This is a genomic window from Streptomyces sp. MJM8645, assembly GCF_001625365.1.
Taxonomy (GTDB): Bacteria; Actinomycetota; Actinomycetes; order Streptomycetales; family Streptomycetaceae; genus Kitasatospora.
The window spans coordinates 5382501-5405656 of record NZ_LJJF01000001.1 but is presented as its reverse complement, the minus strand read 5'-3'; the positions used below and the strand labels follow the sequence as shown (position 1 = coordinate 5405656).

26 protein-coding genes are annotated in these 23156 nt (G+C 73.9%); 19 read left to right on the top strand and 7 right to left on the bottom strand.

The features are described from left to right. Positions 1–5: 5 nt before the first annotated feature. From A6F73_RS23260 to A6F73_RS41615, 11 genes are all read left to right on the top strand, one after another. Positions 6–1055, top strand: a complete 1050-nt coding sequence (locus A6F73_RS23260; protein WP_063349560.1) for an ABC transporter permease subunit — start codon at positions 6–8, stop codon at positions 1053–1055. After that, positions 1043–1864: an ABC transporter permease subunit gene (locus A6F73_RS23255; RefSeq protein WP_107452935.1), complete on the top strand. Its 822-nt coding sequence runs from the start codon at positions 1043–1045 to the stop codon at positions 1862–1864. Before A6F73_RS23260 ends, A6F73_RS23255 begins: the two co-directional genes overlap by 13 nt. Before the next feature lie 78 nt (positions 1865–1942). Then, positions 1943–3028 carry an ABC transporter ATP-binding protein gene (locus A6F73_RS23250; protein WP_063349559.1) on the top strand — a complete coding sequence of 362 codons (1086 nt, stop codon included), beginning with the start codon at positions 1943–1945 and terminating at the stop codon, positions 3026–3028. Positions 3029–3083: 55 nt separating this feature from the next. Continuing rightward, a complete protein-coding gene (locus A6F73_RS23245; RefSeq protein ID WP_079135924.1) occupies positions 3084–3839 on the top strand; it encodes an HAD family phosphatase in 756 nt (251 codons plus the stop codon). 5 nt (positions 3840–3844) lie between these two features. After that, positions 3845–4165, top strand: coding sequence for a multidrug efflux SMR transporter (locus A6F73_RS23240; RefSeq protein ID WP_063349558.1), 321 nt, complete (start codon positions 3845–3847; stop codon positions 4163–4165). Positions 4166–4267: 102 nt separating this feature from the next. Beyond that, complete coding sequence (locus A6F73_RS23235; RefSeq protein WP_159398522.1) at positions 4268–4756, top strand: hypothetical protein; 489 nt, start codon at positions 4268–4270, stop codon at positions 4754–4756. A 165-nt stretch (positions 4757–4921) separates the two neighbouring features. Then, on the top strand, positions 4922–5218 hold the full coding sequence (locus A6F73_RS23230; RefSeq protein ID WP_063349556.1) for a hypothetical protein: 297 nt from the start codon (positions 4922–4924) through the stop codon (positions 5216–5218). Beyond that, a complete protein-coding gene (locus tag A6F73_RS23225; RefSeq protein WP_063349555.1) occupies positions 5215–6534 on the top strand; it encodes a putative T7SS-secreted protein in 1320 nt (439 codons plus the stop codon). The genes A6F73_RS23230 and A6F73_RS23225 overlap by 4 nt, the downstream gene beginning before the upstream one ends. Next, positions 6524–7204 (top strand): hypothetical protein, encoded by a 681-nt coding sequence (locus A6F73_RS23220; protein WP_063349554.1) that lies wholly within the window; start codon positions 6524–6526, stop codon positions 7202–7204. Before A6F73_RS23225 ends, A6F73_RS23220 begins: the two co-directional genes overlap by 11 nt. Then, positions 7201–7857, top strand: a complete 657-nt coding sequence (locus A6F73_RS23215; protein ID WP_063349553.1) for a hypothetical protein — start codon at positions 7201–7203, stop codon at positions 7855–7857. Before A6F73_RS23220 ends, A6F73_RS23215 begins: the two co-directional genes overlap by 4 nt. A 391-nt stretch (positions 7858–8248) precedes the next feature. Then, positions 8249–8863, top strand: coding sequence for a hypothetical protein (locus A6F73_RS41615; protein ID WP_063349552.1), 615 nt, complete (start codon positions 8249–8251; stop codon positions 8861–8863). Between the two features lie 58 nt (positions 8864–8921). On the opposite strand, the gene A6F73_RS23205 is transcribed toward A6F73_RS41615, so the two are convergent. From A6F73_RS23205 to A6F73_RS23185, 5 genes are all read right to left on the bottom strand, one after another. Beyond that, positions 8922–9596, bottom strand: a complete 675-nt coding sequence (locus A6F73_RS23205) for a phosphonatase-like hydrolase (RefSeq protein ID WP_063349551.1) — start codon at positions 9594–9596, stop codon at positions 8922–8924. Between the two features lie 11 nt (positions 9597–9607). After that, positions 9608–10729 (bottom strand): TIGR03364 family FAD-dependent oxidoreductase, encoded by a 1122-nt coding sequence (locus A6F73_RS23200; protein WP_063349550.1) that lies wholly within the window; start codon positions 10727–10729, stop codon positions 9608–9610. Positions 10730–10833: 104 nt separating this feature from the next. Further along, entirely contained in the window at positions 10834–11349 is a 516-nt protein-coding gene (locus A6F73_RS23195) for a pyridoxamine 5'-phosphate oxidase family protein (RefSeq protein WP_063349549.1), read from the bottom strand. A 243-nt stretch (positions 11350–11592) separates the two neighbouring features. After that, on the bottom strand, positions 11593–12264 hold the full coding sequence (locus A6F73_RS23190; RefSeq protein ID WP_063349548.1) for a phosphatase PAP2 family protein: 672 nt from the start codon (positions 12262–12264) through the stop codon (positions 11593–11595). Continuing rightward, the gene (locus A6F73_RS23185; protein WP_063349547.1) at positions 12261–12929 is read right to left on the bottom strand and encodes a DedA family protein; all 669 of its coding nucleotides are present in this window, start codon (positions 12927–12929) and stop codon (positions 12261–12263) included. The genes A6F73_RS23190 and A6F73_RS23185 overlap by 4 nt, the downstream gene beginning before the upstream one ends. A gap of 115 nt (positions 12930–13044) precedes the next feature. Between A6F73_RS23185 and A6F73_RS23180 the strand changes: the two genes are divergently transcribed. From A6F73_RS23180 to A6F73_RS23170, 3 genes are all read left to right on the top strand, one after another. Continuing rightward, positions 13045–13524, top strand: coding sequence for a BlaI/MecI/CopY family transcriptional regulator (locus A6F73_RS23180; protein WP_063349546.1), 480 nt, complete (start codon positions 13045–13047; stop codon positions 13522–13524). Next, complete coding sequence (locus A6F73_RS44105) at positions 13524–14618, top strand: M56 family metallopeptidase (protein WP_063349545.1); 1095 nt, start codon at positions 13524–13526, stop codon at positions 14616–14618. Before A6F73_RS23180 ends, A6F73_RS44105 begins: the two co-directional genes overlap by 1 nt. Positions 14619–14905: 287 nt before the next feature. Next, positions 14906–16429, top strand: coding sequence for a helix-turn-helix domain-containing protein (locus A6F73_RS23170; protein ID WP_063349544.1), 1524 nt, complete (start codon positions 14906–14908; stop codon positions 16427–16429). Here the strand turns inward: A6F73_RS23170 and A6F73_RS23165 are convergent. Further along, positions 16348–16848 (bottom strand): SsgA family sporulation/cell division regulator, encoded by a 501-nt coding sequence (locus tag A6F73_RS23165; RefSeq protein ID WP_063349543.1) that lies wholly within the window; start codon positions 16846–16848, stop codon positions 16348–16350. The two genes, A6F73_RS23170 and A6F73_RS23165, sit on opposite strands and share 82 nt — an antisense overlap. Before the next feature lie 339 nt (positions 16849–17187). Between A6F73_RS23165 and A6F73_RS23160 the strand changes: the two genes are divergently transcribed. From A6F73_RS23160 to A6F73_RS23145, 4 genes are all read left to right on the top strand, one after another. Continuing rightward, the gene (locus tag A6F73_RS23160) at positions 17188–18510 is read left to right on the top strand and encodes a hypothetical protein (RefSeq protein WP_063349542.1); all 1323 of its coding nucleotides are present in this window, start codon (positions 17188–17190) and stop codon (positions 18508–18510) included. 234 nt (positions 18511–18744) lie between these two features. Beyond that, positions 18745–19974, top strand: a complete 1230-nt coding sequence (locus A6F73_RS23155; RefSeq protein ID WP_063351450.1) for a TerD family protein — start codon at positions 18745–18747, stop codon at positions 19972–19974. Between the two features lie 175 nt (positions 19975–20149). Further along, on the top strand, positions 20150–21112 hold the full coding sequence (locus A6F73_RS23150) for an SGNH/GDSL hydrolase family protein (protein WP_063349541.1): 963 nt from the start codon (positions 20150–20152) through the stop codon (positions 21110–21112). Between the two features lie 84 nt (positions 21113–21196). Next, a complete protein-coding gene (locus tag A6F73_RS23145; RefSeq protein WP_063349540.1) occupies positions 21197–21685 on the top strand; it encodes a GNAT family N-acetyltransferase in 489 nt (162 codons plus the stop codon). Positions 21686–21694: 9 nt separating this feature from the next. On the opposite strand, the gene A6F73_RS23140 is transcribed toward A6F73_RS23145, so the two are convergent. After that, a complete protein-coding gene (locus A6F73_RS23140) occupies positions 21695–22387 on the bottom strand; it encodes a dimethylmenaquinone methyltransferase (protein WP_063349539.1) in 693 nt (230 codons plus the stop codon). Between the two features lie 149 nt (positions 22388–22536). On the opposite strand from A6F73_RS23140, the gene A6F73_RS23135 reads away from it, so the two are divergent. After that, positions 22537–23130, top strand: coding sequence for a Uma2 family endonuclease (locus tag A6F73_RS23135; RefSeq protein WP_063349538.1), 594 nt, complete (start codon positions 22537–22539; stop codon positions 23128–23130). Positions 23131–23156: the final 26 nt, after the last annotated feature.

The window sequence follows — 23156 nt, the reverse complement described above, 5'->3', positions numbered from 1 at the left end:
TGACGATGACCACGGCTCCCACCCCGGTGCCGGCCCCCGCCTCCGCCGCCCAGAGCGGCGGGGGCGCCCCCGGCCCCGCAGCAACCACCCCCGCCACCGCCGACGCCACAACGGCCAAGGCCACCGACACCGCAGACACCACGGCCACCACGGCCAAGAGCACCGAGACCGCCAAGACCGCCAGGGCCCCCCGCCCCGGCAAGCCCCGGGCCGGCCGCGGCCGCGCCTGGCTGGCCGCCCTCCCCCTGCTCCTGTTCTTCCTGGTCGGCTTCGGCCTGCCCGCCGTCGCGATCGCCATCGGCGCGTTCACCACCTCGCCCGACGCCCCCGACGGCGGCGGCACCTTCACCACCGACAACCTCACCGGCTCGCTGCAGGGCGCCTACTGGACCGCCCTGTGGGGAAGCGTCAAGCTCTCCCTGCTGACCGCGCTGATCGCCACCGTGGTCGGCCTGCCGCTGGCCCAGGCCGTGGCCACCTCCCGGTTCCGGGTGTTCCGCGAGGCGGTGCTCTCCGCCTCCGGCGTGCTCGCCAACTTCGGCGGCGTGCCGCTCGCCTTCATGTTCGTCGCCACCCTCGGCAACGCCGGCGAGGTCACCAAGAAGTTCGGCCTCACCAGCCACGGCTGGAACCTCTACACCTTCACCGGCCTCTCCGTGGTCTACCTGTACTTCCTGGTGCCGCTGATGGTCATCACCATCACCCCGGCCCTGGAGGGCCTGCGCACCCAGTGGCGCGAGGCCGCGTACAACAACGGCGCCACCGTCGTGCAGTACTGGCGGCACGTGGCCCTGCCGGTCCTGGTGCCCTCGCTGCTCGGCGGCTTCGTGCTGCTGTTCGGCGCCTCCTTCGCCGCGTACGCCACCGCCGAGGCCATGGTGGGCAGTTCGGTGCCGCTGATCTCGATGCAGATCGGCGACGCGCTGTCCGGCAACGTCCTGGTCGGCCAGGGCAACCTCGCCCTCGCCCTCGGCCTCGACATGATCGTGGTCGCCTGCCTGGTGATGGCCGTGTACCTGCCCCTTCAGCGCCGGAGTGCCAAGTGGCTCGCCTGATCAATCGCATCCGTTTCGGCCGCGGCCTCGTCCTGCTGCTCTGCGGCGTCTACTTCGCCGTACCGCTGGCCTCCTCGGTGATCTTCAGCGTCGACGACAACAAGGGCGGCACCACCTTCCGGGCCTACACCGAGCTGCTGAACGCGCCCGGCTTCCTGGACAGCCTGGTGCTGAGCCTGGAGCTGGCCGGCGTCACGGTGGCGGTGCTGCTGCTCCTGCTCGTCCCGGCGATGCTCGCCGCCCGGCTCGGTGCGCCGAAGCTGCGCCCGGTGATCGAGGTGATGTGCTCGATGCCGCTGGTCGTCCCCGTGGTCGCGCTCACCACCGGCATCATCGGCGTGCTGCGCTGGGGCCCGGACTACCTCCAGGACACCCCGCTGTTCCAGACCATCGTGGCCATCCAGGACCCGAAGTTCCCGATCGTCCTGGTCATCGCCTACGTGCTGATGGCGCTGCCGTTCGCCTACCGGGCGCTGGACGCCGGGCTGCGCGGCGTGGACGTCGCCACCCTGGTCGAGGCCGCCCGCAACTGCGGGGCCGGCTGGCTGCGCGCGGTGTTCACCGTCGTCCTGCCGAACCTGCGCAGCGCGCTGCTGAACGCGGCCGTCCTCACCGTCGCCCTGGTGCTCGGCGAGTTCACCACCGCCTCCATCCTCGGCTTCGCCCCCTTCTCGGTGTGGATCAACTCCAACGGCAAGAGCGACGGCCAGATGTCCGTCGCCGTCTCGATGCTCAGCCTGCTGATCGTCTGGCTCGTCCTGCTGCTGATGTCCGCCGTCGGCCGCGGCCGCAAGGGCGCGCGGGCCTGAGACACCCCGCCGCGCGGCCGTCCCGCGCCCTGGCCGCACGGTCCTGAACCACCCCACGCTTTCCAGGAGTCACCAGCCATGACCACGGTTTCCGCCCCCGTCGCCGGTGCCGCGCTCGCCCCCGGCGGCGCCACCGTCGAGTTCCGCTCGCTGCGCCGCTCGTTCGGCGCCACCACCGCCCTCGACGGCCTGGACCTGACCGTCCACCCGGGCGAACTGCTCGCCCTGCTCGGCCCGTCCGGCTGCGGCAAGACCACCGCGCTGCGCATCCTGGCCGGCTTCGAGCAGCACGACTCCGGCGAGGTCCTGGTCGACGGGCAGGACATCACCGCGATCCCCGCCCACAAGCGCGACGCGGGCATGGTGTTCCAGTCGTACAGCCTCTTCCCGCACCTGAGCGCGCTGGACAACGTCGCCTTCGGGCTGCGGATGCGCGGCGCCGGCAAGGCCGAGCGCCGCAAGCGCGCCCAGGAGCTGCTGGAGCTGGTCGGCCTGCCGCACCGCGCCGAGCACTACCCGCACCAGATGTCCGGCGGCCAGCAGCAGCGCATCGCGCTCGCCCGGGCGCTCGCCCTGCAGCCGCGCGTGCTGCTGCTCGACGAGCCGCTGTCCGCGCTGGACGCCAAGGTCCGCCTCCAGCTGCGCGAGGAGATCCGCCGGCTCCAGCAGGAACTGGGGATCACGACCCTGTTCGTCACCCACGACCAGGAGGAGGCGCTGTCGATGGCCGACCGGGTCGCGGTGCTGCGCGCGGGCCGGCTGGAGCAGTGCGCCACCCCGTCCGAGCTGTACGGCCGCCCGGCCACCGCGTTCGTCGCCGAGTTCGTCGGCACCATGAGCCGCATCCCGTGCACCCGCACGTCCGACGGCGTCGAGGTGCTCGGCCGCCGGCACGCGGTGGACGGCGACCTGCCCGCCGACGGCGAGCTCCAGGTGCTGGTCCGCCCGGAGAACGTCACCCTGACCCCGTCCGAGACCGGCCCGGCCCTGGTGGTCACCGCGTCCTTCCTGGGCGCCGTCACCCGGCTCACCGTCCGCCTCGACGACGGCACCGAGGTCAAGGCCGACCTGCCGACCGAGGCCGCCGCCGCGCTGCCGGCCGGCTCGCGCGCCGAGCTCCTGCTGCCGGAGCGTCCGGTGCTGGTGGACCGCCGCACCGTCTGAGAGCCTCGAACCCCATCTGCGTAGCACCATCTGATGAACCACCGAAGGTACCGCCATGCCTGAAGCCCTGACGCCCGACTCCGCCCTGACGCCCGAATCCTCCGTGACGCCCGACCCCCTGGCCCCCGGCGCTCCGGCGCCCGAGGCCCCCCGCCCCGCCGCCGTCCTGTTCGACATGGACGGCACCCTGGTCGACACCGAGCAGCTCTGGTGGCAGGCCGCCGCCGAACTCGCCGACGAGCTCCACCACGCGCTCACCGACCAGGACGCCCCCGAAGTGCTCGGCCAGGCCGTCGAGCACACCGCCGCCCACCTGCACAAGGTCAGCGGCACCAACCTCACCGAGGCCGAACTCGCCGCCCGGCTCGGCGAGTCCTTCGCCGCCAAGGTCGCCGCCGAGACCGTCCCGCGCCCCGGCGCGCTCGCCCTGCTGGCCTCCCTGCGGGACGCGCAGGTGCCCACCGCCCTGGTCTCCGCCTCCCCCCGCCAGGTGGTCGACCTGGTCCTCGCCGCCATCGGCCGGGACTGGTTCGCCGTCACCCTGGCCGCCGAGGACACCCCGCGCACCAAGCCCGCACCGGACCCGTACCTCGCCGCCGCCGAACGGCTCGGCCTGGACCCGGCCGCCTGCGTCGCCGTCGAGGACACCCCGACCGGAGTCGCCTCCGCCGCCGCGGCCGGCTGCGCCGTGCTCGCCGTGCCGTCCACCGCGACGCCGATGCCCGACGGCGGCCGGATCACCCTGCTCGCCAGCCTGGAACAGGCCGACCTCGCCCTGCTGGGGAAGCTCGGCGCCGCCCGGGCCGTTTGACCGGCATGCCCTATCTCCTGCTCTCCCTCGCCATCCTGAGCGAGGTCTGCGCGACCAGCTGCCTCAAGCTCACCGAGGGGTTCACCCGCCTCTGGCCGAGCCTGGGGGTGGCGGTCGGCTACGTGCTGTCCTTCGTGCTGCTCGGGCGCGCGCTCAAGCACATCCCGGTCTCGGTCGCCTACGCCGTCTGGTCGGGGGCCGGGACGGCGGCGGTCGCCGGAATAGGCGTGGTCGCCTTCGGCGAATCACTGGGACGCCTCCAGTGGCTGGGGATCGCCCTGGTGATCGTCGGAGTGGTCGTGCTCAACCTCAAGAACAGTCACTGACGGGCCGCCACCGCGACCCACGGTGCTGGTCAACTGCCCTTTCGGAGCGGGAAGTCGGATGTGCCGACCGCCCGCTCCGAGTGGTTCGCTACCGTGGGCCCCATGACCGAACCACGGCCCCACCACTACCGCTTCGTCCACCGCGAGCTCGCCCGCCAGGTCCTCGAATTCGGCCCGCGGCTGACCGTCCCGGACGCCGGCGGCAGCCTCCTGCCCGTCCTCACCGGCATCTGGGACAACCTCGGCCAGACCCTCCCGCCCGAGGACCGGCTGCCCAGCCACGGCCTGGACTGCCGGCACCTGCGGGCCGACGGCCACCCCCTGCTGCTCGTCACCCTCCCCACCCCGACCGGCGCCACCGAGGCCCACTTCGTCGCCGCCGTCCACCCCCAGGGCGCCAAGACCGTCCGCTACGTGACCCTGGAGCACGCGCTCAACCCCTTCGACGGCAGCCCCGGCACCGTCCTCGGCGAGTGGTCCTCCGAAGGCCACCTCAACCACGGCGAAGGCCCCTCCCCCGTCGCCGAACTGTTCGTCGCCGCGGTGGCGAAGCTCGTCGCCCCGAAGAAGCGCGGCTTCTGGCGCCGCTGACCCCGACGCCGCCCGGCCGCCTCCCGGCCGCCGCCGACGCCGCCGCACGCTGGCGCATCGTCAAGATCCCGTCACCGCAACGTGAAGCGCCCGTCACAACAGATCGCCCGCGCACCGACTGCGGCTATGCTCGGCCGGTCACGCCATCGACACATCGGGGGAGCAGTGGCCGACTTCACGGTCAGCACCGAGTTCCTCGCCAAGCTGGCCAAGGACCTCAAAGGCTGCGGCGACGAACTCGACCAAGGACTCAAGGCGCTCAAGGAAGCGAGTCGCAGCGGACTGGGCTACGACTTCCTCGACGAGGCCTGCGGACACTTCCAGGGCACGTGGGAGTACGGGCTGAAGAAGGTCCGCGAGTGCGTCAAGATCCTTGACGACGGCCTGGAGCAGGTGCAACAGGGCTACGACAGCACCGAACAGGACACCACCAAGGCCCTCACCCCCCAGGGGCGGTCGTGACCGCCCCCACGCCGGACTGGTCCGGCCTCGGCTTCAACCCGACCCCCGGCGACACCGCCGCGGTCACCGGCCTCAGCGGCAGCCTGCGCCGGGTGGGCCAGCACCTGACCGACGTCCACACCACGCTCTCGCAGCTCTCCGCCAACCAGGGCCAGTGGACCGGCGAGGCCGCCAAGGCCTTCGCCGGCCAGTTCGGCAAGCTCCCCACGTACCTCCAGGACGCCGCCGACTCGATCACCGCCGCCTACCAGGCCCTCGACGTCTGGTACACGGCACTGACCGAACACCAGCCCAAGGCCGCCGGGTTGGCCCGCGCCGCGGTCGCCGCCAAGCAGCAGAAGGAGCAGGCCGAACAGGCGCACACCGCCGCGGCCGCCGCCCCCGACCTCAAACTCGCCGGCCAGACCTTCCCCGACGACGCCGGCCTCGCCGCCGCCGAACAGCGCTACGCCAAGGCGAAGGACCACCTGGACGCGGCCGCCGCACTCGTCGGCAGCGCCGCCAACGACCTCACCGAGCTCCAGAAGCAGGCCCACGAACTCGCCGGGGGCCACAAGTCCGACGCCCACAAGACCGCGGCCGCCATCCGCAAGGCCGCCGACAGCAAGGCGCCGCCGGAGCCCGGCTGGCTCAGCAAGGTCGGCACCTGGCTCAAGAACCACGGCGCCGACATGCTCACCGTCGCCGCCGGCCTCTGCGGCGTCGCGGCGATCTTCTTCCCCGCCTTCGCGCTGCCGGCCCTCCTGCTGAGCGCCGCCGCCGCAGGCACGCACGCGACCAAGTACGCCCTTGAGGGCAAGCTGTGGCCGCCGCAGAAGAACATCGGCAACTGGCTGACGCTGGGCGGCGACGTGATCGGCGCGATCCCCGGGGTGGGCGTAGCGGCCAAGGGCCTGAACGCCACCCGGGGGGCGCGCGCCGCCGGTGGGAGCGTACGCGGCGCCATGAGCGCCGGTACGACCGAGGTCCGGGCCGCCGCCCGCGCCGTCGACCCGGCCAACCCGATCTTCACCACCGCGATCGAGAAGCCCGCCATCAAGCTCGGGGTCTCCAAGGCCACCGCGATGAACGTCTCCGACGGCGTCCAGGCCGCCACCACCTTCGGGCTCAACGTCCCGACGGCGTACGCCCTCAGCCAGGACAATCCGAGCGGCGGCCTCACCGACGCCGTCAACTACACCACCGGCGGCAACAACGTCATCGGGTCCGTCGGCGTCGGCACCGCCGGCGGCAAGGGCTCCGCCGTCATCGGCACCGTGTCCGCCGTCGGCAACCTGCTCGGCATGGGCGGATGGGCGGCCGGCTATGGCCGTTGAGACCACCGGGATTCCGCCGCTCTGGCTCACCCTGCCCGCAGGCTTCACCCCCCTCGACCTCGACGAGGACCTCGGCGACCGGATGGCCCGCACGGCGGAGGGCCTGGACGCGGCCTTCCCCGACGCCCGGCCCGAACAGAAGCTCAGCGCCGTGATCGCCGCCGAGACCGCGCTGCAGACCCAACTGCGCGAGGGCGCGGTCCACGTCTCCAGCTGCCTCGTCCGGGCCGAGGACGGCGAACCCATCCACGGCATGCTCACCGTCTTCGTCCGCCCGCAGGACCTCGGCGCGCCCGGCAGCTACCCCGCCCGAATCGCCGAACAACTGGCCGAGGCCTGGCCGGACGCCGACGTCGGCGTGGTGGACCTGCCGACCGGCCGCGCCGCGCTCGCCGCCCGCGACCTGGCCGTCCCGGTGCCCGGCGCGGTGTTCGGCGTGCCCGACTCCACCGTCAACACGGTGCGCCAGCTCGAACTGCTGATCCCGCACCCGTGGAGCCCGCACGTGGTCGCCGCCGTCTTCACCACCGAGGACCTCGACCACTGGGACGAGTGGCTGCCGCTCCTGGCCACCGCGTTCCGCGGCATCTCCTTCCACCCACCCCGGGACGAGAGCGCCGACGCGCTGCCACCGGACCAGTGGGACAACATCCGAAAGGCCTTCGGATGACGACCACCACCAACTCGGCCCCGCCCGACGGGCTCCGCCGCCTCCGCGGCACACTGGCCCTCATCGCCCTCTCCACCGCCATCCTCATCGGCGTCACGGCACTGAACGTGTACGTCAACTCGTTCGTCGCCACCATCGTGGGCTTCGCCTACCCCGTGGTCATGCTGCTCGCCCTCGCCCTACGGCGCGACGCCGACAGCAACCCCGCGTTCCAGCGCAAGGCGTTCGCCTGGGGCGCAGGCATCGCCGCCGTCGCCTTCGTCGCCTACCTGTCGGGCTCCGTCGCCTGGACCAACCTGATCCTGGGATCGGGCCGGACGGTGCAGGCCGTGGTCCTCAACGAGAAGACGACCGACTCGCTCCACGGCTCCGGACGGGCCTACGCCCTCGCCTCGACCGACCCGGCCGGCGAGATCCCCGGCGGCGACCTCGAAGAGAGCTCCACCCGGTTCAAACCCGGCGACGTCATCACCGTCCGCATCGACCCGGCCGGCCAGGTCGCCCCCAAACTCCCCGGCGAAGTCGACTCCACCGCCTACCTGTTGACATTCCTCGCCTGCAACGCCCTGATCGGCGGCACCCTGCTCTGGTCCACACGCAGACCCACACCGCCACACGACCCCTCCGACCCCGTGGTGCACACAGTGTCCTGAAGAACGTCGCCGCCGTCAGCGGACGGATCACTCGACCACTGAAAGCGCTACGGGCTCGATGCCACTGAATCCCCACTCCGCGCGAAAGCGATCTCAAGTGAGCACGGAAAATGTTCAGTTGATGGTCGACCGCCTCAAAGCCATCCAGTGGACGGCCTATCGGGAGGGGGAGCGGAGGGCCTTTTCTCGCGCGGCGCTCATGAAGGAGTACTTCCGACGGGCCGCGCTCTGGCTCGATGCTCGCTGCCCTGCGCCATGCCTGTAGAAGGCCCACGCCTGCTTCTCCCTCGGCCCCGAGGAAGTCCCCCTCCCGCCCGGCCAGCCCCCGTGTCCGGGGGCGAGGGGACGCGTCGTACTCTTCCAGCCCGATCGGACGCACGCGGGGAGAGTCATGGGTACGACCAGGGACCGTAGCCGGGCCACCGTGCTGAGCGCTGTCCTGGTCCTGGGCGTCCCCGTGGGGACGTTCGGGCTGGTGCTCGCGGGCACCTACCTCGGCGGGGGCGCCGCGTCGCTGCTCGGGCTGGTGCTGGTGGTGGCCTGGGTGGTGGGTCTGGTGCGGCTGCTGGGGCGGTGGGTGGGCTGCTGGGTGGCGCTGTTCGCCGTTCTCCTCGCGGGCCTGGCGACGGGGGCCGTGGCCATGGCGCGGGACGACGTGATCCTGCGGCTGTCCGGCGAGACGGTGACGGCCCGGGTCACCGGGGAGACGGACCGTCTCGCCGGGAAGCACCCGTCCTCGATGTACGACCTCGCGGCCGAGGACGGTACTGCGTTGCCCGGCGGCGAGTTGTCGACGGGGCTGCGCGCGCTCGCGGTCGGCGACCGGGTGACGGTCCGTTTCGATCCGGCCGGCCGCGCCGACCCGCAGCGCCCGGGGGACATCAGTCTTCCCCGGGATCTCGGGCTCGCCGTCGGGCTGACGGCCGCCCTGATGCTCGCCGTCGCCTGGCTGGGCCGCGAGTCGGCCCGGCGGCGAGGCGGCGGAGCGGCCGGGCCGGTGTCCTGACCTGACCCCGGTGAGCAGGAAGTCGGCCGGGCCGACTTCCTGCTCACCGGGGGATCGTTCAGCCCAGCAGTCCGGGCAGTTCCGCGACCGAGCCGAGCACGTGCGTCGCCCCGTCGGCCCGCAGCCGGGCCTCGTCGTGGGCGCCGGTGAGCACGCCGGCGACGACGGACGCTCCGGCCCGTACGCCGGTCAGCATGTCGTAGCCGGTGTCGCCGGCGACGGCGATCTGCCGCACCGACTCGACTCCGGTCCGCAGCAGCGCGGTGAGCGCGAGGTCCGGGTAGGGACGGCCGCGGCCGGCCTCGGCGGGACTGAGCGTGAGGTCGGCGACGGACTGCCAGCCGAGGGCGGTGAGGATGCGGTCCTGGGTGGCCCGGGAGAAGCCGGTGGTGAGGGCGACCTTCCGGCCCTGGCCGCGCAGTTCGGCGATGGCGTCGGCGGCGCCGGGCAGGGCGGCGCAGTGCCCGGCGTCGACGAGGTCGTGGTAGGCGGCCTCGAAGGCGGTGTTGGCCCGCTGGGCCTTGTCCTCGTCCCCGAAGAGGTGCCGGAAGACGGAGATCTTGGATTCGCCCATGGTGGCGCGGACGTGGTCCAGCATGGGGCCGAAGCCCGGGCTGCCGGCCTCGACGCCGAGCGTCCGGGCGGCGGCTGTGAAGGCCTGTTCGACGAGGCCGTCGTCGGCCACGGTGGTGCCAGCCATGTCGAGGACGACCAGGCGGATATCAAAGGACATGTCAACTACCCTTACAGGTTTGCGAGTTCGGCGGTGGTTTCGGCGATGGCCGGGGAGCAGGTCATGCCGCGGCCGCCGGGGCCGGTGACGAGCCAGACGCCGTCGCGGAGTTGTTCGCGGTGGACGACCCGGGTGGTGTCGACGCACTGCGCGTACACCCCGGCCCAGCGGCGGCGGACGCGCGGCAGGGGGCGGCCGAGCAGGTCCTCGGCCACGCCGACCAGGTGGTCGTACGGGTCCTCGACGACGTCGAAGCCGAACGGCTGGTCGTACTCGTGGGTGTCGCCGATGGTGAGGCCGCCGTCGCGCCGCTGGACCATGAGCAGCTGCATCTTGTGTTCGGCGGCGACGTCGGGCTGCGGCTGGGTGTCGCGGAGGCGGTCCAGGGCGGTGCCGGCGAAGGCCGGGTAGTAGCGGAAGCTGTCGCCGTCGGCGACGGAGGTGGTGAGGGTCTCGCCGAGCGGGTCGGTCTGCATCATCTGCAGCCGGACCTTGCGCACGGGCAGCGAGGGGGCGAGTTCGCGGACGAGGCCGCCGAGCCAGGCGCCGGTGCAGAGGATGACGAGGTCACCGGTGTGGATGTCGCCGTGGTCGTCGCGGACGGCGTTCTCGCCGATCACGTCGCGGACCTCGCGGCCGGGCAGGAAGGTGTAGCGGCCGGTGGCCTGGAGGGCGGCGCGCAGCGCGGGCTGGGCGGTGCGGGGTTCGACGGCGGCGTCGCGCTCGCACCACAGGGCGCCGAGGAGTTCGCCGCGCAGGGCGGGGTTGGCGGCCCTGGTCTGGTCGGCGTCGAGCAGCCGGTAGCCGCGGGCGGCGGCGTCGGGCAGGGTGAGTGCCTGTTCGGCGACGGCGAGTTCGGCCTGGGTGCGGATCGCGGTGAGCGATCCGTTGGCGCGGAAGCCGAGGTCGGGGACGCGGGCGCCGATGCCTTCCCACAGTTCGCGGGCGCGCAGCGCGGTGTCCAGTTCCTCGCCCTGTGCGCGGCCGCTGACCCAGACCAGGCCGAAGTTGCGCACGGAGGCGCCGCGCGCCTCGGTCTCGCGCTCCAGGTGGACGACCTCGTGGCCGCGTTCGACGGCCTGCCAGGCGTGCATGGTGCCGAGCACGCCTGCTCCTACGACGATGACTCTCATGCGGCCAGGCTGGTGCGCCCAGGTGTCCTGGGGGCGTCCCGGTAGCGTCCCGCAGATGAATCACCCGAAAAGTTGTACAGACAACCCTGGGGACCGGGTAGGGCCTACGGCCGCAGCACCCGCGCCCGCAGGTAGTTGCGCCGCCCGAAGTTCGGCTCGTCCACCGCCGTCAGCTCCTCCACCTGGAACCGGTACAGCGCCGCCGCCCCGCCCCCGGTGAGGAACTGCCGCCGCACCTGCTCGTCCTGCGCGAAGGACGGGTACCGCCCCTGGTAGGCGGCCAGCGCCGCCTCGGCCTGCCGCCCCCAGGCCTCGCTCGCGCCGCCGGTCAGTTGCAGGCCGCGCAGCTGCTCGCCGAAGACCGGCGGCGGCAGGAAGACGGTGGCGGCGGCCCGGGCCTCCTCGGCGAGGTGGTGGCTGTGCCGGGTGGAGCGCTCGCTGACGAAGTACAGGACGAGGTCGTCGTCGTACGCGAAGAAGGCCAGGTTGGCGTGCGGGCCGTGCTCGTGGCCGGCGGTGGCGAGGGTGAGCACCATGGCCTCGGCGAGCAGGCCCTCGACGCCCTTGTGCGGCGACTCGCCCGGCCAGTCCCCCTGCGTGATGTCGAGTCGGTACGGCATTGGCACTCCCTCCGCTGGCACGCCCGGCGCTCCCGCGCCCCGGCACGACTGAGCCGGGCGGGTTCCCCGCGAAGGGGCCCCACGCCCGGCTCACATGCTCTACCCGCCACCCCGGCCAGACAAGGGTCGGACGGGCTACGGGGAGGCTACGGAATCAGCGCTGTCGGGTCTCGCCGCCAGTACTGCCGGCACCCGCCGTTCAGCGCTGCCGACACCCGTCGTCAGTACTGTCGGCCGTCGCCGTCAGTACTGCCGCGTCCCGTACGCCGCGTGGCGACCGACCGTCGCCGGCACCGCGCCCGGACCGAGCAGCGGGCGCAGCGCACCCGCCCGCATCCGGTCCACCAGCGGCCCGCAGCGGCCGGCGAGCGGCGCCAGCACCACCGCGACCAGGAGGCCGACCAGCGCGCCGACGGCCACGTCGTGCGGGTAGTGCACGCCGACCCAGACCCGGGAGGCGCCCATCAGCACCGCGAAGATCCCGGCGATCCAGCCGAGCCGCCGGTCGGCGAACCAGAGTGCGGTGGCGGCGGCGAAGGCGATCACGGTGTGGTTGCTGGGGAAGGACCAGTCACCGGCACCGGGGCAGGTCTCCAGCGAGATGCTGCCGGGGATCTGGGCGCACGGCCGGACTTCTTCGACCATGCCCTTGAGCACCGAGTTGACGCCGTACGCGACGACCACGATCACCGGCGAGGCGAGCACCTTGGCCATCACGGCCGAGTCGGCGCCGCGCGCCCGCCACCAGGCGTAGAGCATGAAGACCGCGAACAGGCCGAGGCCGAGCGCCGACCAGACCTTGATCAGCTCGTCCAGCCAGTGCGGGGCGGCTTGCGCCCACCCGTTCACCCGGGTGTAGAGGCTGCCGTCGATGCCGCTGCCGTCGTAGACGGCGAGAGCCCGGGAGGACGTCACTTGTCACCTCCGTGACGGTGCGCCTTACGGGCGCGGAACAGTTCGAGAACAATGGGGAGCACGGAGACAACTACTACCAGACCGATGATCGGGAGCAGATATCTGTCGATGCTGGGGATCGACGATCCGAGCCCGTACCCGGCGAGCACGACGCCGACCGTCCAGAGGGCGCCGCCGGTCACCTGCCAGAAGGTGAACGAGCGGACCGGCACTTCGAGCACTCCGCAGAGCGGGTTCAGCACCGTTCGGACCACGGGGATGAAGCGGGCGAGCACGATCGCCTTGCCGTGGCCGTACTTGCCCAGCAGTTCCTCGGCCCGCTCGACGCCCTGCAGCAGGCTCTTGCGCTCGGTGCGGCGCAGCAGCGCGCGGCCGCCGCGCTTGCCGATCAGATAGCCGACCTGGGCGCCGGCCAGCGCGCCGACCAGGGCGGCGGGCAGCACCTGGTAGAGCTCCAGCTGCGGGCCCTTGGTGGCGCCGGGCACGCACAGCAGGCCGGCGGTGAACAGCAGCGAGTCTCCGGGCAGGAAGAAGCCCACCAGCAGGCCGGTCTCGGCGAAGAGCACGACGGCGATGCCGAGTGCGCCGAAGGCGGCGAGCAGCGAGGACGCGTCCAGCGGGTTCACCGCGAGGTGAGCGGCCGGATCGGCGAGGAACTGAAGCAAGGCTGGCGGACCTCCCGTACGTTGGGGGGCGGTTCACAGCGGAACCCGCCCCGACCGTCTACAGTGACGTAGACGGTCTACATGACTGTAGACGAAACCTGGAGGAAGCGCCGCCATGTCCGACGTACCGTCCGCCCGCCGGCCTGCCGGGGAGCTGGAGGCCGAGGTGCTGGCCGCGCTCTGGTCGGCCCGGCAGCCGATGACCCCGCAGGACGTCCAGTCGGCACTCGGCGGGGACCTCGCCCGCACCACCATCGCCACGATCCTCGCCCGCCTGCACGACAAGGGCACCGTGGAGCGCACCCGGGCCGGCCGCGCCTACGCCTACATCCCGACCGTCCAGGACACCGCGGGCCTCGCCGCCCGCCGGATGCACACCGAGCTCGGCCGCGAGGCCGACCGCTCCACCGTGCTCGCCCGCTTCGTCTCCGACCTCTCCGCCGAGGACGAGCAGCTGCTGCGCGACCTGCTCGGCGACGGCGCCCCGGGCCTCGGCTCCGCCCCGGGCACCGACGGCGGCACCCCCGGTCTCGGCCCCCTCCCGGGCACCGCCCCCGCCCCCGGCCACCGCACCCCCGGGGCGGCCGGATCGTGATGATCGCCGTCTGGGCCCCGCTGCTGCTGCCGTTCCTGGCCGCCCCGCTGGCCCGCCGCCTCGCCGACGCGCTGCCGCCCCGGGCCGCCGCCTGGATGCTCGCCGGGACGTCCGCCGTGCTGGCCGGCGGCACCCTCTGCTCGCTCGGCCTGCTCGCCGCCGCCGGGCTGCTCCAGCTGCCGCCGGTCGCCGCGATCGGCCACCTGTCGCTGCCCTGGCTCACCGCCGCCGCACCCGACGCACCGGTGGCGGCCGCCGCAGCCGGCCTGGTGCTCGCCGCGCTGACCGCCCAGGCCGTCCGCACCGCCCGCCGCCACCGGCTGGAACTGCGCGAGGCCCGGGCCGCCCTCCCGGCCTGCGCCGCGACGGCCTGCCCCGCGCCGGCCGAGGGCCGGCATCCGGACGCGCGCCCCGGGCACGCCACCATGCGCCGGGCACGCACCCCGCAGGCCGTCCTGGCCGGCGCCCGCACCCTGCTCCAGCCGGGCGAGCACCCGCTCGCCGTCCTCGACGACGAGCGCGCCGACGCCTTCGCCCTGCCGGGGCGCCTGCCCCTCCCCGGCCGGCCCGGCGAGCCCGGCCGGATCGTGGTCACCTCCGGCATGCTGCGCATCCTCACCGGGCCCGAGCGGGCCGCCCTGCTCGCCCACGAACGCGCCCACCTGACCGCCCGCCACCACGTCTTCCTCGCCCTCGCGGAGCACGCCGCCGACCTCCACCCGGCGCTGCGGCCGCTGCGCGCGCCCCTCGGGTACCACCTGGAGCGCTGGGCCGACGAGGTGGCGGCCGCCCGGGTCGGCGACCGCACCGTGACCGCCCGCGCGGTCGGCCGGGCCGCCCTGGCCGCCAGCCGCTCCCCCTGGCCGGCCCGGCCCCGACTCGTCCCCGCCGCCCACTCCGGGCCGGTCCCGCGCCGGGTCGCCGCCCTGCTCCAGCCCCGCCCGGCGGCCACCGCCACCGGCACCCGACTGCGCGCGGTGGCGATCGCGCTGGCCGCCTGCCTGGCGCTGAGCACCGCCGCCTCCCTGGAGGCCACCGCCGACCTGCACCACACCGTCGAGGCGGCCCAGCGCGGCACCGGCGCGGAACGCTGACCGCCGAGCCTGCACCAGGCCCACATCAGGCCTCGCACCAGCACCGCACCAGGCCCACGCAAGGCCCGCATCAGGTCCCGCACCAGGCCTCGCACCAGGCCCGCGTCGGGCTCACACCAGGCCAACACCAGGCCCCCCGCTAGTCATCACACCTCGGCATGTCCACGGTCATACCGTCCGGTATGCCGAGTTGGCAGACCCCGTCCCCAGACCCTCACCGCCCCCGTACGCTTTCGTCAGCGCGTCGACCCCGGCGCGGCCTCGAACGGCGGCGAGGAGCAACGCGAGTGCGGCAGACCGGACGGCAGTCCCGACGACCAGAACGCCGCACCGCGCCGAGCGCGGCCGAGCTGGCCAGGGTCCACGACCGCACCCTCGCCGAAGCCGCCGCCCGCGAACTCGTCCAGCCCCCCTACCCCGACCCCGGCTCCCCCGGCCGGCTCGAACCCCGCCCCGAGATCGGCGACTCCTGGGCCCGGCTGCGCCGCCTCGGGCTCGACCCCGACGCCGGCGCCGCCGCCGTCCACCTCGGCCCCGCCGAGATCGAGCAGCGCCGCCGCACCAGCGGCCTGGACGCGGTCCTGTCGGTGCTGCGCGACACCCTGCTCCAGCCGGTCGGCCAGAGTCCGCTGATCCTCGCCATCGCCGACGCCGAGGGCCACGTGCTGTGGCAGGAGGGCGAGCACGCCCTGCGCCGCAGCGCCGACCGGATCGGCTTCCTCACCGGCGCCCGCTGGATCGAGGAGAGCGTCGGCACCAACGGCATCGCCGTCGCACTGCGCGCCCAGCGCCCGATGCACGTCCACTCCGCCGAGCACTACCTGCGCAGCCACCACTCCTGGACCTGCGTCGCCGCCCCCGTGCACGACCCGGGCACCGGGCGGCTGGTCGGCGCGATCAACCTCAGCGGCCCGGCCCGCAACGTCCGCCCGTACCTGCTGCAGCTCACCGCCACCGCCGCCCGGCTCGCCGAGACCGAGCTGCGCGCCCACCGGCTGGAGGCGCTGCACCAACTGCGCACCCTGGCCGCCCCGATGCTCGCCCGGGTGGCCGGCCCGGCCCTGGTGGTGGACTCCGCCGGGTGGACCGCCGCCGCGGCCGGGCTGCCGCCGCCCGGCCGGCTGCGGGTGCCGGTCGGCGGCTGGGGAACCGCCGCCGTGCACTGGGTGCCGGGCCTCGGCGAATGCGCCCTGGAGCCGCTCGCGGACGGCTGGCTGGTGCGACCGGTCCGGCCGCCCGAGGCGGACGGCTCCGGCACGGTGACGGCCGAACAGGCCGAGCAGGCCGAGGGCGCCCGGCTCCGGCTCGACCTGCGCCGCCAGGACCGCCCGGAGCTGACCGTCCGGGGCGCGGCCGGCAGCTGGTCGCACCCGCTCAGCCCGCGCCACGCCGAACTGCTGCTCCTGCTCGCCACCGGACGCGAGGGCAGCACGGCCGCGCAGCTCGCGGAGGCACTGTTCGGCGACCCGGGCCGGACGGTGACGGTCCGCGCCGAGCTGTCCCGGCTGCGCCGCTACCTGGGCGGCCTGCTGGCCCACCGGCCGTACCGCATCGCCGAGTCGGTGCTGGTCACGGTGGACGGGCCGGACGACCCGTACGACCTGCTGCCGGCCTCCTCGGCCCCGGCCGTCCGGCGGCTGCGGGCCGGGCTGGCCGCGGGGACGGTGCGGCTGCCGAGCGCGGCGCCCGTCCCGCCGCCGCGCGGGCCCGCCGGTGCCCCGACCGGGCCTCAGCCGCCGGCGAGCAGCGCGGCCAGCTGGGCGTCGGTCGGGCCGCAGACGCGCTCCGCCTCGGCGGAGACCAGCGCGTAGGTACGGTCCAGCCACGCCTGCACCCGGGGCTTGGAGACCTCCAGCAGGGCGCTGCCGTGCGGTGATTCGAGCGCCAGGTGCAGCGTCGAGCCGTGGCACGGGCAGTACGCCGGCCACAGTTTGACGTCGCCCTGGCCGCTCAGCGCCTGCAGGCCGTCGCGCAGCAGCTCGCGCGAGAACACCCAGTCGGCCTCGTCCGGCCGCCCCAGATGGAAGGTCAGCAGCACCTCGTACGGGCGCGCGGCCTCGAACCGGAACCGGGTGCGCACCTCGCCGACCACCTCCTCGCCCAGCGAGATCCGCAGCATCAGCACCTCCTCCACCGCCGCCGGAGCGGCGGTGGAGCCGTCCCCATCGCCGCCCGTGGGGGTGGCGGCGAGGGGTGCACTGGAGGCTGCGGACAGCGGGTCGGGCGGCATGACGGTCTCTCCGGGACGGCGTGGGATGACCTCAGCCTGGGCCACTTCCGTCCGGGCGGGCAAGGGTTGCAAGGAGGTTGCATTAATCCCTGTCCGGGCAGCCCGGCCGCCATCGCCGACTTATCAGACGGATCGTCAACTTCCTTCCGTCGAACGGGTGTCCACGAAATGGATCAAAACCGTCCAGGCCACGACGAGCCGCTGGTACGCTCTCCCCCTCCCGGCGCGGGCCCCACCCGGACCCCGGCCGACCGACCCCGGGCGGCCGATGCCGGCCCGGTGGCAGCGCATGGGAGAATACCGCGACCGCGACGGCGACTTCGGGGAGGGAGGGGTCCGGTGGCTGCGCGCGAGGACACTGCGCGGGACGTTCGGCACGAGCCCGAACGGCACGGCCGGCACGGGCGGCCACGCCCGTTCGGCGGCCGGTTCCGGCTGCCCACCCTGCGCTTCTCCGGTGCCGCGATGGCGATGTCCACCGTCGTCGGCATCAGCATCGCCACCACCCTCCTGCTCAACGAGCAGCAGGGCGTGGGCCGGCGGGCCGGGGTCGCACGCGTCGGCACCACCCCGCCGCCCACCCCCGCCGCGGGCGACCAGGCCGAGGCCGCCGCCGACCGGGCCCCGACCGCGCCCAACCCCACCGCGCCGAACCCCGCCGACCTCCCGGCCACCGGCCGGCCGCCCGCACCGAGCCCCTCGGCGCACCACCCCGGGGCGGCGGAGGACACGACCGCCGCAGCCGCCTCGCCCAGCGCCTCTCCCCACGCACCCGGCACCCGGTCGGCGCTCCCGGAGCCCACCGGCGGACAGGCTGCGGCCGAACCCATGGCCGACCACGGCCCCGGCGCCCGGCCGGCCGGCACCGGCGAGCCCGCCACGCCGGCCGACGCCGCCGCCGCGCCCTCGCCGTCGGCCCAGCCCGTCGCGCCCGTCGCCGAGCAGCCGGCCGACCCCTCTTCGCCCTCCCCCTCGCCGACCACGCCGCACGCACCCGGACCCCGCCCGGCCGCCCCGGCCCAGCCCGCACCGCCGCCGCCGCCCGGCGCAATCGCCCCGGGCACCGACGGCCCGACCGCCGGCGCCCCTGGCCCGGACACCGAGCCGGACACCGACCAGGCCCTGACCGGCGTCGCCACGGTCACACCGCTCGACCGGGACGGCCTCCGGCACCAGCTCGACCTCGCCGTCACCGAGCCGCTCACCGCACTCCAGACCGAATTCCGGCTTGCCCCAGGCGAGTTGGCCCCCGGCAGCGGCACCGCCTGGACCGACCTGCCCGGCGCGGTCGTCACCGCCCAACAGGAGCGCGGCACCCTGGTCTACCGCTTCACCACCCCGGCCGGCACCGACGTCCCGCCCGGCCACTACGCCTTCGGCGTGCGCGGCACCCGCCCCACCGCCGAACCCTCGGGGCCCACCGGCCCATCCGGCCCCTCGCTCCCGTCCGGTCGGCCCGCTTCGTCCGGCCCGGTCCGCAAGGCCGCCGCGGCGGAGAGCTGGAGTGCCGCCGCCTTCGGCATCGACCGGCCCCGGGCGGTCGCCGCCCTCGGCGCCTTCGGCCCGGTCGCACCGCAGCCCGTCGCACCGCCGCCGGTCGTGCCCGAGGCACCCGGGCTCCCGCCGCGCCCCGGCACGCCGACCGCCTTCGCGCCCCGCTGACCTCCGGCCGCACTGACCCGCCGCCTTGCCGCCTTGCCACCGTACGGCCTTGCCGGGGCCTGCCGCCCAACCCCGCCGCCCGGCCGTACCGTCCGACGATCCGACAGGTCACCGCACCGGCCGGGCTCATCCCGACGCGCCCGTTCGTTACTGTGGGCAGCACCCGGCCCGGCGGTCCCAGCGGCCCCGGCCGGCCGCCGTTCCGCACCCGAGGAGGAGTCCGTGTCCACCGTCCTGACCCAAGGCGGCAACGCCCCGCTGACCGCCGCGCGGGTGACTGTCGAGGTCACCGCGCCCAAGGCGCTGGACGTCTCCGGTCTGCTGCTGACCGACGCCGGAAAGGTGCGATCGGACGACGACTTCGTCTTCTTCAACGCCCCGCACGGCCCCGGCGTCAGCCACCGCCCGGCCGCCGCCGGAGCGCCGGACGCGATCACCGTCGACACCCTGGCCGTCCCGGCCGGCATCACCAAGATCGTGGTGACCGCCAGCCCCGCCGACCAGTCCTCCACCTTCGCCGGGATGGAGCCGACCGCCACCGTCCGCGACGCCGACACCGGGCAGGCCCTGGTCACCTTCACCCCGCCGCAGCTGGGCCAGGAGACCGCGCTCATCGTGGTCGAGGTCTACCAGCGCGGCGGCGCCTGGAAGGTGCGAGCGGTCGGCCAGGGCTACGCCAACGGCCTGGCGGGCATCGCCACCGACTTCGGCGTCTCCGTCGACGACTCCCCGGCCCCGGCCGCCCAGGCCCCCGCCCCCGCCACTCCCCCCGCGGCCCCTCCGGTCGCTCCCCCGGCTCCCCCCGTCGACCCGCGGATCGCCCTCGCCGCCACCCCGCCCGCGCCCCCCGCGCCCCCGGTCGCCCCGCCGGCCCCGTCCGCCCCCGCCAAGGTCACCCTGGACAAGGGCCGGGTCAACCTGGTCAAGGGCAGTTCGGTCTCCCTGGTGAAGAACGGCCGTCCGTTCCTCTCCTCGGTCCGGATGGCGCTCGGCTGGGAGCCCGCCGGCCGCGGCCGCAGCGTCGACCTGGACGCCTCCTGCCTCGCCTTCGACGCCCAGCGCAAGAAGCTGGAGACGGCCTGGTTCATGAAGCTGACCGTCTTCAAGGGCGCGATCGCCCACTCCGGCGACAACCTCACCGGCGGCGGAGCCGGCGACGACGAGTCGATCACCGTCCACCTGGACGGCCTGCCGGCCGAGGTCACCGGCCTGGTCTTCGTCGTCAACTCCTTCTCCGGCCAGCGGTTCACCGAGGTCAAGAACGCCTACTGCCGCCTGCTGGACGCCCGGACGGAGGAGGAGCTGGTCCGCTTCGACCTCACCCACTCCGAGCCGCACACCGGCGTGGTGATGTGCAAGCTGGTCCGGCAGTCGTCCGGCGAGTGGGTGATGACCGCGCTCGGCGAGTACGTCGACGCCAAGACCGCCCGGGCGATGGTCGATCCGTCCGCCGCCCTGCTCTGAACCGTCTCGCCCCACCCCTCGCCGACCCACCCCGACGCCCAGGGCCGATCGGTCCAACGTCACGGCCGCACACGCGAATTCACCCTCCTGAGGGATCAAGTCGTCCACCCGCCGACTCGATCTACCTCTAGGGGGGTGAATCGCGCTCTCCCGCGCACTCGTTGAGGGAGAGACCGTGCCACGCTTCCTGTCCCGCCTCGCCGTCGCCGGCACCGCCGTCGCGCTCACCGCCGGCCTGATCACCCCGTCCGCCGCCCAGGCCGCCGCCGAACCGGCCGGCCGCGTCCGGACGCTCGCCTGGGCCGCACTCGGCGACTCCTACACGGCCGGCTTCGTCGAGGCCGCCGGCGACGAGACCGAACCCCGCGACGGCTGCGCCCGCACCACCGGCTCCTACCCCGAGCTGATCCGCCGCGGCCTCGGCCCCCTGGTCGAGCTGCGCAACGTCAGCTGTGCCGGCGCCACCGTCAAGGACGTCTACCAGACCAAGGAAGCCCCGCCCGGCCGCCCGCTCCCGCCGCTCGGGACCAACCCCGGCGCCCCCTTCCCACCGGTCCCGTCGCAGATCGACGCCGTCTCCCCGGGCGCCGACGTGATCACCGTCGAGATCGGCGGCAACACCCTCGGCTTCGCCGAGATCCTCAAGGGCTGCATCGAACTCGGCGCCGCGGTCCTCGGCCAGGGCACGCCCTGCAAGGACAAGTTCGACGCGAGCCTGCCCGACCGCTTCAACCAACTGCGCGGCGACTTCGACCAGATGCTCGGCGCCCTGCACGCCAAGGCCCCGTCCGCTCGGCTGCTGACCGTCGGCTACCCCCACCTCGTCCCCGAGGACGCCACCCGCTGCACCTACGGCAACCTGGAGCAGTTCGCCACCTTCACCACCGGCGACCTCGCCTGGGCGCGGACGGCCATCCTGGAACCGCTCAACGCGATCATCGCCCAGCGGACCGCCGCCCGCGGCGACGCCTTCGTCGACCTCTACCCCTCCACCACCGGCCACAGCGTGTGCGACCAGGACCACTGGTTGGACGGAGTGCTGACCAGCATCATCCCGCTGCGCTACGCCCTGGTGCACCCCAACGCCAAGGGCCAGGCCCACGCGGCCGCCCTGGTCGAGGACGCCGTCCTGAGCTGACCAGCCGCACCGCAAACGGTCACGTACCGAGAACCAGTCGAAAACCAGTGGCAGGCCCCTCCCGCCGCGGATCATGCTGAGCGGATGCTCATCCGCGAAGCCACCCCCGAGGACTGGCCTGCCGTCTGGCCCTTCTTCCACACCGTCATCGCCGCCGGCGAGACGTTCCCCTACCCCCTCGACCTCTCCTCCGACCTCGGCCGGGAGTGGTGGATGCTCGCCGCGCCCCATCGCACGGTGGTCGCGGTGGACGAGGCCGGCACGGTCGTCGGCACCGCCAACATGACCCGCAACCGCCCCGGCAACGGCGCGCACGTGGCCAGCGCCAGCTACCTGGTCGACCCGGCGCACCACGGCCGCGGCATCGGGCGGGCCCTGGTCGAGTACACCCTCGACTGGGCCCGTACCAACGGCTACCGCGCCATGCAGTTCAACGCCGTGGTCGCCAACAACCACCACGCCGTGAAGCTCTACCAATCCCTCGGCTTCGACATCGTCGGCACCGTCCCCGAAGCCTTCCACCACCCCGTCGACGGCTACGTCGGCCTGCACGTCATGCACCGGTCGCTGTAAGGGAGTTCGCTACTCCTCGATCGCCCCGCCGACCCGCCGCAGGTGCTGCCGGAAGCTGTACGACGGGTCGGCGGCGCGGCGCTCCAGGTACTCGTCGAAGGCGGTCTGCCGGCGCAGCGTGTCACCGGAGGCGATCCGCCCGGCCTGCGCGCGCTCGGTCCCGGCGATCGCGGCGGCCGCCTCCAGCACCTCCCCGGCCCGGTCGGCCGGGACGAACAGCACCCCGTCCGCGTCGCCGAACACCACGTCCCCGGCGCCCACCAGGTGCGGCCCGACCCGCGCCGTCACCAGCGCCTCCGGCTCCCGCCCGTCCAGCCGAACCGGCCCCAGCGGCAGCGCGCCGTAGCTGAACACCGGCAGCCCGATCTCCACCAGTTCGGGGGTGTCCCGGTGCAGCCCCCACACCACGATCCCGGCGATCCCGGCGGCCCGCGCCTCCAGCACCGCGAGGTCCCCGATGCAGGCCTCGTCGGTCCGCCCGCCGTTGTCGATCACCAGCACGTCACCGTCCCGGGCCGCCCCGTACGCCTCCAGGAACACGTCCACGCTCCCGTAGTGCCGCACCGGCAGCACCCGCCCCGCGACCCGCCCCCCGGCCACCACCGCCGCCACCCCCACCGGCGCCGCCCTGAGCCCCACCCCCAACCGCACACACGCATCCGCCACCAACGGCGTCGACAACCCCGCGAACTCCTTCAGCATCCCCAACTCCTCCCGCCAAAGCCCCAGTTCATCAGCATCGGGATGCTATGCCAGGCCTCAAACTCACGCCATCGAGTGAAAACCAACCGTGCACGGCATAACTCCGTCGAGCACCGAATAGCGTGACGCATATCTGAAGGAGGGGCATCATGAGTGCTGTGGCGCATGAGCAACCGATCACGGACTCCCCATCGCAGGCTGACATCCTGCTGGAGAGCTTCCTGAGCCTGCACTCCCCCGAAGGCTTCCGAGCCGAGCTCATCGAGGGAGAGATCATCGTGGCACCACCGCCGGACGGCAACCACGAGGACTACATCGACCTGCTGATCGACCAGGTGAAAGCAAAGTCCCAGGTCCACATGCAGGCATCGGGCCATAAGGGCCTCCGTCTGGTGAGCGGCGGCCTCTGCCCGAAGAACCACGTCATTCCGGACACGACCTTCGCTCCAAGGGAACTCCGCCTCTTCCGCGGCGCGCCGCCCTGGATGGAGCCCGACGGCGTCGCGATGGTCGCGGAGGTCACCTCCAGCAAGCCCGACCAGGACCGCATCGCCAAACGCCACTGCTACGCCCGCGCCGCGATCCCGCTGTACCTCCTGATCGACCGCGAGCGGGCCCAGGTCAGCCTCTTCAGCAATCCCCACCGCGACGAGTACACCGAGGTGCACCTGGCAGCCTTCGGCGAACCGCTCGCCCTCCCCGCCCCGTTCGAGTTCGAGTTGGACACCAAGGACTTCCTCTAGAAGTCCCGGAAACGCGACAAACGGCC

Excerpts from the sequence above, each read along its gene's own strand:
- A6F73_RS23260 (WP_063349560.1), top strand. The coding sequence starts at position 6 with ATGACCACGGCTCCCACCCCGGTGCCGGCCCCCGCCTCCGCCGCCCAG.
- A6F73_RS23250 (WP_063349559.1), top strand. The coding sequence starts at position 1,943 with ATGACCACGGTTTCCGCCCCCGTCGCCGGTGCCGCGCTCGCCCCCGGC.
- A6F73_RS23245 (WP_079135924.1), top strand. The coding sequence starts at position 3,084 with ATGCCTGAAGCCCTGACGCCCGACTCCGCCCTGACGCCCGAATCCTCC.
- A6F73_RS23240 (WP_063349558.1), top strand. The coding sequence starts at position 3,845 with ATGCCCTATCTCCTGCTCTCCCTCGCCATCCTGAGCGAGGTCTGCGCG.
- A6F73_RS23235 (WP_159398522.1), top strand. The coding sequence starts at position 4,268 with ATGACCGAACCACGGCCCCACCACTACCGCTTCGTCCACCGCGAGCTC.
- A6F73_RS23220 (WP_063349554.1), top strand. The coding sequence starts at position 6,524 with ATGGCCGTTGAGACCACCGGGATTCCGCCGCTCTGGCTCACCCTGCCC.
- A6F73_RS23215 (WP_063349553.1), top strand. The coding sequence starts at position 7,201 with ATGACGACCACCACCAACTCGGCCCCGCCCGACGGGCTCCGCCGCCTC.
- A6F73_RS41615 (WP_063349552.1), top strand. The coding sequence starts at position 8,249 with ATGGGTACGACCAGGGACCGTAGCCGGGCCACCGTGCTGAGCGCTGTC.
- A6F73_RS23205 (WP_063349551.1), bottom strand. The coding sequence starts at position 9,596 with ATGTCCTTTGATATCCGCCTGGTCGTCCTCGACATGGCTGGCACCACC.
- A6F73_RS23200 (WP_063349550.1), bottom strand. The coding sequence starts at position 10,729 with ATGAGAGTCATCGTCGTAGGAGCAGGCGTGCTCGGCACCATGCACGCC.
- A6F73_RS23195 (WP_063349549.1), bottom strand. The coding sequence starts at position 11,349 with ATGCCGTACCGACTCGACATCACGCAGGGGGACTGGCCGGGCGAGTCG.
- A6F73_RS23180 (WP_063349546.1), top strand. The coding sequence starts at position 13,045 with ATGTCCGACGTACCGTCCGCCCGCCGGCCTGCCGGGGAGCTGGAGGCC.
- A6F73_RS44105 (WP_063349545.1), top strand. The coding sequence starts at position 13,524 with ATGATCGCCGTCTGGGCCCCGCTGCTGCTGCCGTTCCTGGCCGCCCCG.
- A6F73_RS23165 (WP_063349543.1), bottom strand. The coding sequence starts at position 16,848 with ATGCCGCCCGACCCGCTGTCCGCAGCCTCCAGTGCACCCCTCGCCGCC.
- A6F73_RS23145 (WP_063349540.1), top strand. The coding sequence starts at position 21,197 with ATGCTCATCCGCGAAGCCACCCCCGAGGACTGGCCTGCCGTCTGGCCC.
- A6F73_RS23140 (WP_063349539.1), bottom strand. The coding sequence starts at position 22,387 with ATGCTGAAGGAGTTCGCGGGGTTGTCGACGCCGTTGGTGGCGGATGCG.
- A6F73_RS23135 (WP_063349538.1), top strand. The coding sequence starts at position 22,537 with ATGAGTGCTGTGGCGCATGAGCAACCGATCACGGACTCCCCATCGCAG.